Raw genomic sequence first — 14437 nt, 5'->3', positions numbered from 1 at the left:
GCCTGAGGGCCTTGGACCTAGGGCGCAGGGGGCAGCGACGAGAATTCTACGCCCTGCCGGCGAGTCTCGAAAGTGGCCTATCGCGCAAAGACATCTGTCGCTGCTGCGATAGCCAAGACCCACAGCAGCACGACGCCGGCTACGAAGATCGCGAGGATGATCCAATCCTTCATCGCAAAATGCGCCTCACATAACCTAGGTCGTGCCGGCTTCCGGGCGGCCCCACACCCGAAAGCCGACGAACCCTCCCCCGAGGGTGACGAAGGGTTCGGACAGCCTTTCTCACAACGCAAGTAACCGTGCTTTGTTGCGTCGACTTAGTTGCAAAATGCGATGGATGCCCGCATCGCCTCAGATCCTGAGGACCTGAGCGATCGCGTAGACGGCGTATGCCCAGAGGCCGATCGCGGCGATGACGAACGCGGCGAGCATGACCTTGCTCTTCTTCATAGCGTGTCCTTCCGCTTGTCCATGACGGCTAGTCCTGAATGCCTCAGGGCCCGCCGCAAATTCAAGGTGATATCGATGCTGATCCCTGACTGGCAGGCGGTGCTGCGGCACGCCTGGTCGATACGTCTCATTCTGCTGGCGGCGCTGCTGAGCGGCTTGGAGGTGGCGGTGCAGATGCTTCCCGCTGATGCGCTCGGCGTCGAGCCGGGCCTGTTCGCCGCGCTCTCCGGGCTGGTCTCGGCCGGCGCGCTGGTGGCGCGGATCCTCGTGCAGGCGAAGCTGCCGGCGTTCGGTGGCGCCGAAGATGGGGGCATACGATCGCCGCGGACCCGCCGGGGCACAGCTGTCACCACCGCGGCGATGGTCGTGGCGTTGGCAGTGCCGACGATCCGCGGCTACGAGGGCGTGGTACTGAAGCCTTACTACGACGCTGTCGGCGTGCTGACCTGGTGCGCGGGCGAAACCGAGGGCATCCCGAAGGCGAGCTATACCGTCGCCGAGTGCGACAGCATGCTTTCGAAGCGGGTGATCGAGTTCTACCTCGCGATCGATGCCTGCCTGCCGGATCTGCCGATGCCGATGCTCGCGGCCTTCACCTCGACCGCCTACAACATCGGCAAGGTCGGATTCTGCAGCTCGACCATGGCCAAGCGCGCCCGGGCAGGCGACCGGGTGGGGGCCTGCAACGCCATCCTGCTCTGGGACAAGGGCCGGGTGAATGGCGTGATGCAGCGGATACGTGGCCTTACGATCCGACGGGAGAAGGAGCGCGAGCTCTGCCTCGAGGGGGCGGCGCTATGAGCGCCTTCGGCTCCAAGCTCCGCAAGGTCGAGGGTGGAGGGCTCATGTTCTGGTGCCCCGGCTGCGACGGTGGCCACATGGTCATGGTTGGCGACGGGCCGGGCCCGCGCTGGGGCTGGAACGGTTCGGGCGATGCGCCGACCTTCACGCCGTCCATCTTCGTCAACGCGCCTGGGCCATATCACACCGACCATGCGCATTCGTGCCATTCCTTCGTCACCGACGGCCGGATCCAGTACCTCGGCGACTGCACCCATGCGCTCGCGGGGCAGACGGTCGAGCTGCCGGACTGGGAAGGTTTCTGATGCGGGGCTGGCTCGCCGCCGGCGCGCTGGCAGTGCTGATCGCCGCCACCGGCTCCGCCTATCTCGCCGGCCGCTCGCATGGCGCCACGGCCGAGGCAGCGCGGCAACTCGCCGATCGGCAGCGCGTCGAGCGCCGCCTCCAGGACAGCGCCGATGAGATTGCCAGGCGCGCGGTCGAGGCCGAGCGCCTGCGCCGAGAGCGCGACCAGCTTGCACGGGAGATCGAGAATGAAGCCTTCGCGGATCCTGCCAGCGCTCGCGCTGGCGTCGATGCTGCCGGGGTGCAGCGGCTGGAGCGGCGCTGGGGTTCGCCTTGATCCGTTGCCGGCCGCGGTCGTGGATCCGTGCCCGCATCCGGCGACCCTTCTGTCGCGCGGCGGGACGGTGGCGGATGACGAGGTGAGCCTCGGCCGCATCGGCTCCGCCCTGATTGCCTGCGGCGAGCAGAAGCAGCTCGCCGTCGATGCCTACAACGGGGCCCGCGCGGCGCTAGCCCGCTGACCACCCCTGACATTGCAACCCGCGGCCGGAGTGCCGCCCGTTCGGAGCTGAAGAGCTATGCCGAAGATGGAACTCACTGCGACTGACTGGGTCGCGTTCACGCCGGAGGCCGACTGCCTGCTGCAGGTGCGCCGTGGCGAAGTCGAGATCGAAACTGCCGAGGATGTGGAAGAGCGATTTGGGGTCGTTCTTCGTGATCGCCAAGCCCTCAGCGTGGCTGCCGGCAAGACCATTTATCTCCGCGACACCAGGGTGCTCGAGCAATACGGTCCCGCCCTGATCGCCTGGGCTGTGCTGTGATGGCGGGCGTTCAATGGATCCTGAACCCTCGAGGTGGCGCACGTGGCCTGACGGCGATCGCCCATGCCGACGGCACCTTCACCATCCCCGGGAACGGCCCGCATTACCTCCGCTATCGCCTCAACGCGGGCGCTTTCACAGCCTGGGCCGCGGTCAACCTGCCGGCGACGATCACCGGCGCCGTTGGCGACACGCTCGATGTGGAGACCACGATTGTCTCGCACACCCCTGCATACGTGCCGAAGGATGAGAGTGGCGGTGGCGACGAAGGTGGAGGCGGCGAGGGCGGAGGCGGAGGTGCATCCGCACCGCTGACAGCCATTGGCGCTGAGGGCTGGGACGCGACCTATCCGAGCCCGCCCGCCAGTTTTGCGCCCGACACCGCTCCGCAGACCATCACCGTCAAGCGCGCAGGTTTCGATGGCAATGGTGATGCCCTGACGTTTGTCGATACGTTGACGATCACCAGCCGCGTGCGCCTGCCGTATCCGAACCATCTCACCCTGCATGCCACGCGCGTGTCCATGTCGGATGTCGTCTATGCGGATGACCAGATCTTTGGCGTGACGAACGGCTCGCTCGTTTCCTCGCCGAAGCCTGTCGCCAACTGGGCACGGCCCGCGCGCCAGGTGGTAGGGAACGTCCTTGCCAAGGAAAGCCTCGAGCTCGTCGCGTTCCATCGCGAGGCTCGTGGCGGCGAGCAGGTGGCCTGCGTGGAGTGGACGATCAGTGATGGCACGAACACGATTTCGGCCAAGGCCTCGGCTTCGGTGCTCTCGGGCCTCTCGACCGACAAATACCCGGTGATCGTCTATCGTCCTGCCGCGGACATCGACATCTCTGCGCTTGCCGATGAAACGACCCTGACCATCAACGCCAAGGTCTATCCGCACGTTGGCGTCGCGGCATCTGTGGCCGACAGCGCTGTCTCGGCGAACGCTTGGGAGTTCAGCCCCCGCACCTTCCGCCGCTCGGTCGCCAAAGCCACGGCACCGTTTCTGGTCTATGTCGCCGTGGGCGGCAGCGACACTACCGGCGCGGTCTCGGCTGATCCGGCCATCGCCGCGGCGACCCCGTGCGCGACCCTCACCGGGGCGCTGAAGCGTCTCAAGGCGGTCAATGGCAATGCCAACTACGGCGTGATCCGCCTGACCGCCGGCACCTTCTACATGTCAGCGCTCGGCAGTTCCGATCAGTCGCAGCAGACCCATTCCGAGCTGGTGATCGAGGCCGCGCCCGGGGTGCCGCGGTCAGACATTCGCATCGAGTTCGGCAGCTCGACTGCCTCGCAGCCCAATCTCTACAATCCCTCAGGCGGCGAGGTGCAGATCCGCCTGCGCGGCCTGAACATCTACGGCATGGGCACCAGCGCCGCCTGGTCGGTGCCGGGATCGGGCAACCGTTCGCGGCACGTCATCGTCCTGGAGGATTGCACGCTCGACCTCAGCGCGTCCGCGGGCGGCATGGTCGCCTCGGGGAGCGCCGACTGGTACAAGTTTCAGGCGCTGGGGCTGACCATCATCTACAACGGTGACACCGGTTTGCTGAATGCCTCGTCCTCGCAACCGAAGTGGCGCCTGAGCCGTGGTTTGACGGCAACCAGCATCAACTTCGACGCCTGGCTGATCCTTGGCAGCCGGTGCAATGGCTACGTCGGCACCGGCACGACGGGCGCCCAGCGGGCCATGGCGAACGGGGCCGACACGGGATCGATCTGCGCCTTCAGCTTCATCCGTGATGTCCACCCGGACTGCTGGCTCGCGTCGGGTCAGAACAACAATGTCGGTGGTCTGGCGCTGGTGCAGTGCGTGCTGGAATACACCCAGCTCGGCACCCGTTCTGTCCGCGTCTCGGCCGACGATGCGTCGGGCAGCACGTCGCACGTCCTCATGATGCATAACACCGTCACGGGCTTCAACAGCACCGGCCGGGCCAACTTCTTCTACGATGAGGGTTCGACACCGCGCACGAACAAGTTGATGGCGATGGCAGGCAACCTTTGGAATCAGGTCAACTTCAAGACCGACACCTTCGCCGCCGACGGCAGCCGCACCGGCAACTGGCAGTACGACTACGGCGCCGGCTGCCAGGGCGAGTTCGCGATGTTCACCAAGGCCTCGACCCACGAGACCACCTACAAGGGGCTGCGCGCAAAGTTCGGCACCTCCAACACCGTGCGCTTGGACCCGCTGTTCGCGGACTACAAGGGGACCGACAGCGCGGACGGGACTACGCTGACCGCCGGGGCAGGTGGGGGCAATTACCAGATCGGCGTGGCATCTCCCGCGAAGGGCTTGGTCAAGCCTGTCCTGAAATGGGATCTCGCCGGCGCCCCGCGAACCGGCGCGCTGCACGACGCCGGTGCCTACGAGGCCGCCGCGTGAATCTGAACACCGATCTTATCGCCGCGCTGGGGCCGATCCCGCGCGGTGAGCTGCGCGTGCTGACGGCTCTGGTCGCCGGGACGATCGGCAGCTCGGGCAGGGCCCCGGACGGGTGGCTGCGCGGCCGCGCCGTCCGCCTGCAGGACATGGAGGGGCTGGACACATCGGCCGCTCTCAAGCGCCTGCGCAGGCGCGCGAGCGGGTGGCCAGTGCGCATCACCACGGCGCCCCTGCTGGGCGTCTACATCGAAGCAGCCCCGGATTGGCCGGGCCTGCCTGAACCTGTCAGGAGACAAGCCATGGCGAAGGCAACCGCAGCGATCCCGCAAATCATGGTCCCGAACGATGACCCGAGCGCCCAGGCGCCGGCGAACATTGGCTACATGCTGCGGCGGGAGAAGGCGGGCGCGCCCAGCGTCGTGCAGGTGATCCGGCTGCAATCAGGCGTCTACCACGAGAAGGTGCTGGCCACCGCGCGGGACGAGGCCTCGGGGCGGATCCTGCTGGCGCTGATCGCACGGGGACAGCGTCTCGGGCTGAAGGAGGGGGCTGTCGTGCTCGAGCCGGTCGATGCAACGCCTGCGGATGCCGTTGATTTGGAAAACGCTACGGCGGACTGATGGGCGGCGGAGAGCTGCGCATGACAGCACCGTTGGTTGAACCACCAAAGCTCACGGTTAGCTTCTCGATGCGCTTGCCTAACTGGCGTTCCAAGACGTGGCATGGCGGTTCATTCCTAAAGCCGAGCCGCCGGGTTCACAAGTTTCGATGGCATGCTTCTCCTATTGGCACGGATCGGCGAGGTGTTCGCCAAGCCGAAGCGGGGCGGCTATAGCCAAGCTCTTCGTCGGTCAGGTTGTCAATCTTTGCTCGTACTGGGATAGGCTTGTTCTCGAGTGTTCCAGTCGTGCTGTGGGGTTCTGGGACGGCGGTGAATATGTTGTGGGAATCGCTCTCCAAATTGACCTAAATGTCCCGAACAAGTCTCAATCTAGCGGACCTCGATGAATACGCACTTCCTTGGCCATGCAGTTGGCGAACCTTCTTTCGTGCCTCCAGCGTCCGCGTGGCTGCGACATGGACCCTTCGTACAGTGGTTGGTGCGTGCTGCACGCCCGCGGCGGATCGTGGAGCTAGGAACTCATTATGGGTACTCCTACTTCGCCATGTGCGAGGCAGTCGCTGCAGCCGAGTTGCGCACCGAATGCTTCGCTGTCGACACTTGGCTGGGAGACGAGCATGCAGGCCTCTATGGCGAAGAGGTATTCGACCTAGTCCGGGAAGTGAACTCCCACTACGCCTTCTCGACGCTGCTGCGAAAGACCTTTTTTGAGGCGCTAGATGACATTGAGGACGGATCCGTGGATCTGCTGCATGTCGATGGACGTCATTTCTACGAGGACGTGAAGGAGGATTTTGAGAGCTGGATACCCAAGCTTTCTACTCGTGCCATCGTGCTGTTCCATGATACTGAAGTTCGCGATCGCGGTTTCGGCGTCTACCGCTACTGGGACGAGTTAGTCCGACAGTTTCCCGCCGTCAATTTTACCTACCAGCATGGGCTCGGGGTTTTGTTCTTCGGGGAAAACTTCACCGACGAAATTGCCGCGTTGATCGAACTTCTGGGCGGCGATGCGGGGCGTGAGATGATCACGAGCTTCTTTACCCTCGCGGGTGATCGCTTTCTCCTTGAACGTCAGATTGCCGCCGCAAAAGCGCAGACAGCCTCTCTGGGCGCAGGGGCCCTGCTCTCCGGCGCTTCGGCGATGTTACCGCGCGAGATCCAGTCGCTGCCAGATCAGCTACTTTCGGCCTTCGCAAGTCGCGAGGCCGCATATGCCAAGCAATTGCACGCGAAGGAGGAGGAACGGGCGAAGCTAGAGAATGCTAAAAACGCAGAGATATGCCGGCTCACCGCTAACGTGACAGAGGCTGCAGGGGCGATAAAATTAAAAGATGCCGAGATCAAACGACTTAGCGAGAAGGTTAAAGCGCAACTTGTCGAACTGCAGATCAGAGATCATAATATTGTCGCTCTTGTGGGGGGCTTGCGTCGGGCGCAGAAGCTAATTCAGCGTCCCTTCCAGACTTCAGTAAGGCGCAATCTTGCAAAAATTGCACTCAAGCGGATACCTGCCCTTTCCGAGAGTCAGATTGCGAGCTTGAATGATTCAGTGGCCAAGCGCGAATACCGCACAATGTTTGGTTTGCTTGATCGTAGAGGCCGCTTCCGCCTGTCCCGCGATATACCGGGCCTAGGCGCGCTGTCGGATATTGCCCCTGTCCCTCTTGCGGACGTCCCTCCCGCGGCTGCGTCAGCCGTACCGATGCCGATCACCAAGCCCAGCGATCCAAAATTCTCACCAGAGGCCTCCGACACTTGGAAAAGGGAGCTTCTTGGCAGTTCGTTCAGATCACGATTGCTAGCCGAGCGCCCGCTGGTATCGATCATAATGCCCACAAAGAATCGTCTATCGCGACTTGAGGCATCGATCGGCTCAGTCCTCGCGCAGAGCTATGATAATTGGGAGCTGATAATTATAGATGACGGATCTGAAGACGGCACCTTTGAGGCTGTTCCTTCGCGCTGGCCTGATCAACGAATAAGGATAGTCTCTGCCGACGGCAGCGGTGTTTGCGCGGCCCGCAATACTGGTCTTGCGGCGGCACGAGGCGAGATCTTCGCCTACCTTGACGATGATAACCGCTGGCGAGCCGATTATCTCGAAATCACTCTTCTCGAGATGCTTCGTTCAGGTGCCGCATGTTGTTACTCTGCGCTGCTCCGGCTCCGCGATGGATTTGACAATCCTGAAGCTGCCAACACGCTATGTGTGGCTTTCGATCTCGAAAGGCTGAAACTTACTAATTACATTGATCTCAACATCTTTGCTCACCGCCGTGAGGTGTTCGAGAAGCTCGGTGGATTTGATACGTCACTGCGCCGAATGGTCGACTGGGACCTGATTATCCGTTACTGTGAAGTGTTCACTCCGACTTATTGTAATTCGGTTGGCGCGGATTACGACAACTCTCGATCCCCAGATCGCATCTCGATAAAGGAAAAGATTTCTTATCAGTTCGTGGTGCGCAACAAACATATGATCGACTGGGACGCGATGCGACGAGATGCGTGTGCACGCGATCTAGATCTGGTTTCGATCATCATCTGCGTTTACAACAACCCGGACTTGACGGACAAGTGTCTCTCATCGATCTTTGGAAACGAGGCTGGGCTTCCGTTTGAGGTGATCTTAGTCGATAATAAAAGCGACGATCAAACAGTGGAACTTCTTTATTCGTGGGCAGAACGTGAGAGCCGCATTAAGCTTGTCCTGAACAAAGAGAATATGAATTTTTCGCTCGGAAATAACCTCGGTTTTGCTGCTAGCCGCGGTGCTCGCGTGGTTTTCCTCAACAATGACACAGAGGTTACGCCTGAGTGGCTTTCCGCTCTGCTGCAACCGATGACAGTCGATGCTGCTATTCGCGGCGTTCAGCCTCAGCTTATTTACCCTGATGGTAAAGTGCAGTGTCTCGGTCTCGTATTTAGTGACCATTCTCCGTTTGCTTACGGACTTTATACTGGTCGGCCTGGCGATGACCCATTGTCGTCGCCACGTCGGCGCTTCAAGGCGCTGACTGCGGCCTGTCTTGCATTGCATGCGCAGGACTTCGCGAACGCGCAGGGCTTCGATCCCATTTTTGTAAATGGCCAAGAAGATGTCGATCTTTGCCTTAGGATCGGTGAAGGAAATGCGGTCTTCACATGTGCTACAGACAGTGTCGTGATCCATCACGAGGGGAAGTCGGAGGGGCGTGGCAGGGCAATCCCCGCCAACCGTGCAATTTTCGCCGAGCGCTGGGGTGGTAAGGTCGCGGGTGATGATCAGATCCACTACGTCGAAGACGGTGTTATCGCCGAAGAATACATGCCGAATGCACAGCATCTAGTTGCCGAGGGCCTCGCAATACAGATACCGAAGCTAATTTATCCGTCGCCCGCCGCCCAATGCGTATCTCCCGCGATAATCGGCGGAATTACTGGTTTCCGATTGAGGATTCCATGCCCTCGCCCTGCATTGAAGGACCGCTGGGGCGATTATCATTTCGCCGTGGCGTTGGCTAAAGCAGCTGCAAGGATTGGCTTGAGCGCACGTATTGATTTTCTGGAAAGTTGGGCTGATCCGGCCGCCTTCGGCGAAGCGGACTTGGTGCTGCGAGGGCTGTCCGTCTTCCCAGAGAGAACGTCAGATACGGCTCCTCTAGCTGGAAGGGCGCCGCGACTGATGTGGATGATTAGCCACCCAGACAAGGTTGAGGATCCCGAGATTGATGGCTACGATCACCTTTTCGTCGCTTCGGACCATTGGTCTAAACAACTCATCCAGCGCGGCCTTGGGACTTCGATATCAACGTTGCTTCAATGCACGGAAGTTGAGAGATTCAACATTAACGCTCGAGTAGGGGCGCCGCATCACTCTCGGCTCTATGTGGGAAATTCACGCAAAGTGATGCGCAGCACTGTGGCCAAAGCGATCGCTGAGAACCTTCCCTTAGATCTTTATGGTGAGATGTGGGAAGGGCTGGCACCAGCCGGTTGGATTTTGGGTGAGAACGTGCCGAACGTTCGGTTGCCAAGTTATTACGCTGGCGCCGATGTTGTGCTTAATGATCACTGGGATGCCATGCGCAGCTATGGTTTTGCATCGAATCGAATATTTGACGTCCTGGCAACAGGAGCGCCATTGCTGACCGATAGCGTTGCAGCTCTTCCTGAAGAAATTTCGGCTGCGTGCACTATTCTTGATGACGGCGCGAGCCTAAGTTGCGGGATTGAGATTGCGCGTGGTCGCCATACTAGAGCTGAGAGAGATGAAATTGCTGCCTGGGTGGCGGCAAACCATAGCTTCAGCGCCAGACTTCGCAGGATCTGCGCGATCCTGTCGTGACGGGCCGGTTCGTGTTCGACCTATCGCGGCAGGTTTTGACCTGCCGCCTGTTCTTGTGGTGGCTGAAAGGACTCCCTGAAGTTAAGCCGCTGAGACGCGTCCCGATATCGGCGCTTTTTCTTAAGCGCCTGATGTGGACCTCGATGCTTTTATATGCTGATCCTTTCGCCGATCGCTTGAGCGGCGTGCTGGATGCCTCCGGAGTGGTATCATTGAACGCACTGCTATTTTGGGCGTCCGGGTTACGGGCTCCACCATCATATATTCGGCATGATGCCGGCAGTCCCGAGCGCCGAATCGGCTACTAAGATGCATCGGGGGGCTGGGGCATGAGGATTACTTAGCTGTGGGCAAGCTGCGCTCGACCGAGACCAGTGTATTCGAGTCGCTCGTGCGGCCGGACGTGACACGGGCTGAGGTGCTAGACGCGAGGTCACCGTTCTAGAATAGGGTTGGAACACCGCTAGGGAATTGCCTCCTCTAGTTGACCGCCGGTGCTGGACTGCCGACGGTGGTACGGGGCGCCAGCCGTGGGGGCTGAGTGCCCCGTTTCCGTTTGTATGCTCTGCTTCAGCCGCTACCGGGGCCGCTGGCGACTCGGCTTGCCGGGTTCGACTGATATGCTAGAAATCAGTCTGCGCGAAGGTTGCCGACACCGCTCGCGCTGCGGAACGGCTGGAACTCCCCAGGGAAGCTCGTTCCGCATCCCCCGGATTTCGATCGCTATCGGTGCCAGCTAGCGTGCTTGGTGCCGCTCGCGCTCGCGCCGGGCTTTGTCCTGCTTTTTCAGCTTCTCTCCTTCATCCGGGTCCTTGGAACTCGGATGCACCAGGACAGGACCCTCTTCGTCGGGTGCGGGCTTCGGATCTTCCATGGTTGTCCTCCCATCGATGTGCGCGTCAAACACGGGCGATGGCGGCATGTTCCCGGCGTGAACACACTGCGGGTGTTTTCTAGGCATGGGCGTGGGAGGGCTGCGAGGGGGGAGTTGGTTTTAGATCGCCCTCGAGCGCGAGCCGGTCGCAGATGGGCAGTGAAAGTGTCGCAGCCATTCGGGCGTGTTTTCGCTGAAAAGCCCGTGCCGGCTGAGCAGACAATCGAAGCCCGCGTAGGTCGCGGTAGCGGCCAAGAAGACCAGTATAGCTGCCAGCACTAGCGGCCGTGCTTCCCTTGCAAGAGACCTCCTCGCCACATCCGCGATTGTTCGAAGCGTCATAGCGGTAGGATCATCATACGAGTCATGCAGCCAAAATTGCCGGCGAGTGTGGCGTCGGAATGGCGCGAAGGTGGCAGGAAGCGACTAACCCAGGCAGGCCGCGCACCTCTCGAAGCATCCGATCGGTTATGCTCCGCGTGATGCGCTCGAAATACGCAGATGTTGATCAGTACATCATCACACCAGTGCCAGCGCTGCGCCAGCGACTAGAAGGCCCCCAAGCAGCGCGAGCATGAATACTAAAGCGATGGTGTAGATCAGCGGCTCGCCCTCGATGCATTGCGGGGTTTTCGGCTTCACTGGCATACCTCCTGATCAATACGCGTGAATGTTTGCACTCGAACAATCCGCACTGCAACTTTTGATAGAGGTCACCGGTTCCAATGTCCCCAAGGCGGGTGCTTTTCCGGAGTAATCGAGCCTACAGTTGGCGATGGCGGTTGCTCAGAACGCGGGACGGGAGGCCGTGCCAGTTCGGACGCGAGCGTGCACGCCCGGCGGATGATCCCCCTTCATAGAGAGCGCGCGCTGACCAGCAAGCCTCAGCGGCGTTAGGGTGGTCCCTCGTCCGCAACCGAGGGGCCTCCCGCCAAGCTTGGCTACCGATTGAGCTCGTTCAGAATTGTGCTAACCAATGTGCGGCGCTGGTGCTTGCCGGCACCGTCCGCGCCACGGGGCGGTCGCCAGTATCCCTGATGGGCCGCCCCGGTCCCTTGCCCTCCTGCTGCGGCGATCCCAGATCTCCGACATGGGCCACCACTACTACCACCTCGAATGCGTATGCGGGCACCGGATCATTGGCCGGGTCTTAGACTTGCCCGACGGCTTGCGGAACAGCTCGGGCACGCATCTAGCGCTCGAGGCCATCCCGCGGCTGGTCTGTGCGAGATGTGGGCGGCGTGGCCGGCCGGCGGTCGTCAGTGGCGGCTGGGATGAGGGCGGGTCTGACGGGCGGCGTCAGGGGGAGTGAGCCGCCGGCCGGGGATCTTGGGGTTGACCTGGCGTCATCTACGAAGTGCTCTCTGGTCCATTGAACCTGCGCAGACCCGGATACCTTGGCCAAACCGAGAACAAGCGCTGTTTACGAGGCGCTCCCTTGGCCAAACATCAATAGATTGGCGAGGGAGCGCGTTCTTTACACCGAAGCGAGCGGAGGTTCAGCGTGCCCGCTACATGGCGTTAGGCCTGTGCGCGATGTAGTCTCCGCGGCCGACGGATTGTGAATGAAGGGTCGCGCAAGCGGCGGCGAGTATCTGTCCCACGCTGCGGTGGGAGACGGCGGGCCCGTCCAGCGTCGTGCAGGTGATCCGGCTGCAACCGGGCGTCTACCGCGAGAAGGCGTTGGCCGCCGCAAAGGAAGAGGCTTCGGGGCGGACCCTGCTGGCACTGGTCGCGCGGGGGCAGGGTCTCGGGCTGACAGAGGGGGCTCTTGTGTTCGGGCCGATCGATGCAGAGCCTGCGGATGCGATCGAGCGGGGGCGTGCAGCGGCGGACTAGCGTTGCACACTCCCTCAAATATTCTATCTGTGGGTTGCCGCCGGTTCTGGACTGCCGACGGTGGTACGGGGCGCCAGCCGTGGGGGCTGAGTGCCCCGTTTCCATGTGTAGGCTCTGCGCCAGCCGCTATCGGGCCTGCAGGCGACTCGCCTTGCCGGGTTCGACTGATCTGCTATAAATCAGCCTGCGCGAAGGCTGCCGACACCGCTCGCGCTGCGGAACGGCTGGAACTCCCCAGGGAAGGTCGTTCCGCATCCCCCAGATTTCGATCACTATGGGTGCCAGCTAGCGGGCTTGGTGCCGCTCGCGCTCGCGCCGGGCTTTGTCCTGCTTCTTCAGCTTCTCTGCTTCATCCGGGTCCTTGGAACTCGGGTGCACTAGGTCAGGACCCTCTTCATCAGGCGCCGGCTTTGGGTCTTCCATGGTTTTCCTCCCATCGATGTGCATGCCAAACACAGGTGATTGCGTCATGTTCCCGGCGTGAACACACTGCGGTGTTGCCAAGTCCTGGGCATAGGAGGGCTGCGCGGAGGTAGTTGATTTTAGATCGCCCTCGAGCGCGACCCGGTCGCAGATCCGCAATGTGAATGTCGCAGCCATCCGGGGGTGTTTTCGCTGACAAGCCCGTGCCTGCTGAGCAGGCAATCGAAGCCCGCGTAGGTCGCGGTCCCAGCCAAGCAGACCAGTATAGCGGCCAGCACCAGCGGCCGTGCGTCCTTTGAGAGAGACCTGCTCGGCACATCCGCGATAATTCGAACCGTCATGGCGGTAGGATCATCATACCAGTCATGCGGCCAAACTTGCCGGTGAGTGTGGTGTCGGAATGGCGCGAAGGTGGCAGGGATCGACTAATTCAGGCAGGCCGCGCGCCTTTCGAAGCATCCAATCGGTCATGCTCCACGCGGGGCGCTCGAAATGCGCTGTTGTATCAGTACATCATCATACCAGTGCCATCGCTGCGCCAGCGACCAGAAGGCCCCCAAGCAGCGCGAGCATGAATACTAAAGCGATGGTGTAGATCAGCGGCTCGCCCTCGATGCTCTGCGGGGTTTTTGGCTTCACTGGCACACCTCCTGATCATTACGCGTGAATGTTTGCACTCGAACAATGCGTAGCGCAACTTTCGATAGAGGTCGCCGGTTCCAATGTCCCCAAAGCGGGTGCTTTTCCAAAGTATTCGAACCTACCGTTCGCGATGTCGGTTGCTTTGACCAAGGGACGGGAGGCCGAGCCAGTCCGGACGCGCGCTTGCAGGTGCGGCCGGTAATCCCCACATCTTAGAGAGCGCGCGCTGACCAGCAAACCTCAGCGGCGTTAGGGTGGTCCCTCGTCCGCAACCGAGGGGCCCCCCGCCAACCTTGGCTACCGATTGAGCTCGTCCAGAATTGTGCTAACCAATGCGTGGCGCTGGTGCTTGCCGGCACCCTCCGCGCCACGGGGCGGTCGCCAGTACCCCTGATGGGCCGCCCCGGTCCCTTGCCCTCATGCCGCGGCGATCCCAGGTCCTCGGCATGGGACACCACTACTACTACCTCGAATGCGTCTGCGGGCACCGGGTCACCGGGCGGGTCTTGGATCTGCCGGAGGGCGTGCGAAACAGCTCGGGCACGCACCTCGCGCTTGAGGTCATCCCGCGGCTGGTCTGCTTAAGGTGTGGCCGCCGTGGCCGGCCGGCGGTTGTCAGCGGCGGCTGGGACGGTGGCGGATATGACGAGCGGCGTCAGGGTGAGTGAGCGGAAGCTCCCGCAACATTCGCGGAAGGTTCACGCTATGTCTGGTGATCTTCGCAGCGGACAATCTGGCGTTTTCAGTGGCTTGCGCATGGATTTGCAATCCGCTGCGGCGCAGTTTGGTCGTAGCCTCCTGTGGCTGGCATGGCCCGACGTAGACGAGAGCCGGGAAGCGCTGAGCGTCGCGCGCCTTACGAGGGCTGCGAGTTCAGGTCGCTCTGCCTTCATGGCCTGCCAGTGACCTTGACGCTGATCTCAGCGAGGATGAAGGACGAGGCCGCAAAAGATCAGCGCTGCGCCT

Annotated in this window: 11 protein-coding genes; 8 read left to right on the top strand and 3 right to left on the bottom strand. The window is 61.6% G+C overall.

Annotated elements, in window-relative coordinates:
- Nucleotides 1-525 precede the first annotated feature (525 nt).
- From V8J36_RS05240 to V8J36_RS05210, 7 genes are all read left to right on the top strand, one after another.
- Complete coding sequence (locus V8J36_RS05240; RefSeq protein ID WP_336466221.1) at nt 526-1251, top strand: lysozyme; 726 nt, start codon at nt 526-528, stop codon at nt 1249-1251.
- Nucleotides 1248-1556 (top strand): DUF6527 family protein, encoded by a 309-nt coding sequence (locus tag V8J36_RS05235; RefSeq protein ID WP_336466220.1) that lies wholly within the window; start codon nt 1248-1250, stop codon nt 1554-1556. The genes V8J36_RS05240 and V8J36_RS05235 overlap by 4 nt, the downstream gene beginning before the upstream one ends.
- The gene (locus tag V8J36_RS05230; protein ID WP_336466219.1) at nt 1556-1873 is read left to right on the top strand and encodes a hypothetical protein; all 318 of its coding nucleotides are present in this window, start codon (nt 1556-1558) and stop codon (nt 1871-1873) included. Before V8J36_RS05235 ends, V8J36_RS05230 begins: the two co-directional genes overlap by 1 nt.
- A gap of 250 nt (nt 1874-2123) precedes the next feature.
- A complete protein-coding gene (locus tag V8J36_RS05225; protein ID WP_336466218.1) occupies nt 2124-2357 on the top strand; it encodes a hypothetical protein in 234 nt (77 codons plus the stop codon).
- On the top strand, nt 2357-4741 hold the full coding sequence (locus tag V8J36_RS05220) for a hypothetical protein (RefSeq protein ID WP_336466217.1): 2385 nt from the start codon (nt 2357-2359) through the stop codon (nt 4739-4741). The genes V8J36_RS05225 and V8J36_RS05220 overlap by 1 nt, the downstream gene beginning before the upstream one ends.
- Nucleotides 4738-5361 carry a hypothetical protein gene (locus V8J36_RS05215; protein WP_336466216.1) on the top strand — a complete coding sequence of 208 codons (624 nt, stop codon included), beginning with the start codon at nt 4738-4740 and terminating at the stop codon, nt 5359-5361. The genes V8J36_RS05220 and V8J36_RS05215 overlap by 4 nt, the downstream gene beginning before the upstream one ends.
- Before the next feature lie 384 nt (nt 5362-5745).
- Nucleotides 5746-9693, top strand: a complete 3948-nt coding sequence (locus V8J36_RS05210; RefSeq protein WP_336466215.1) for a glycosyltransferase — start codon at nt 5746-5748, stop codon at nt 9691-9693.
- A gap of 736 nt (nt 9694-10429) precedes the next feature.
- On the opposite strand, the gene V8J36_RS05205 is transcribed toward V8J36_RS05210, so the two are convergent.
- The 3 genes from V8J36_RS05205 to V8J36_RS05195 form a co-directional block, all read right to left on the bottom strand.
- Nucleotides 10430-10567 (bottom strand): hypothetical protein, encoded by a 138-nt coding sequence (locus tag V8J36_RS05205; RefSeq protein ID WP_336466214.1) that lies wholly within the window; start codon nt 10565-10567, stop codon nt 10430-10432.
- Nucleotides 10568-11086: 519 nt separating this feature from the next.
- A complete protein-coding gene (locus V8J36_RS05200) occupies nt 11087-11209 on the bottom strand; it encodes a hypothetical protein (RefSeq protein WP_336466213.1) in 123 nt (40 codons plus the stop codon).
- Between the two features lie 2136 nt (nt 11210-13345).
- On the bottom strand, nt 13346-13468 hold the full coding sequence (locus tag V8J36_RS05195; protein ID WP_336466212.1) for a hypothetical protein: 123 nt from the start codon (nt 13466-13468) through the stop codon (nt 13346-13348).
- A gap of 449 nt (nt 13469-13917) precedes the next feature.
- On the opposite strand from V8J36_RS05195, the gene V8J36_RS05190 reads away from it, so the two are divergent.
- Nucleotides 13918-14139, top strand: coding sequence for a hypothetical protein (locus tag V8J36_RS05190; RefSeq protein ID WP_336466211.1), 222 nt, complete (start codon nt 13918-13920; stop codon nt 14137-14139).
- Nucleotides 14140-14437 lie beyond the last annotated feature (298 nt).

Origin of the sequence: Frigidibacter sp. MR17.14 (genome assembly GCF_037095735.1) — a bacterium.
Classification (GTDB): Bacteria; Pseudomonadota; Alphaproteobacteria; order Rhodobacterales; family Rhodobacteraceae; genus Frigidibacter.
This window is presented reverse-complemented; position numbering and strand designations above follow the sequence as displayed.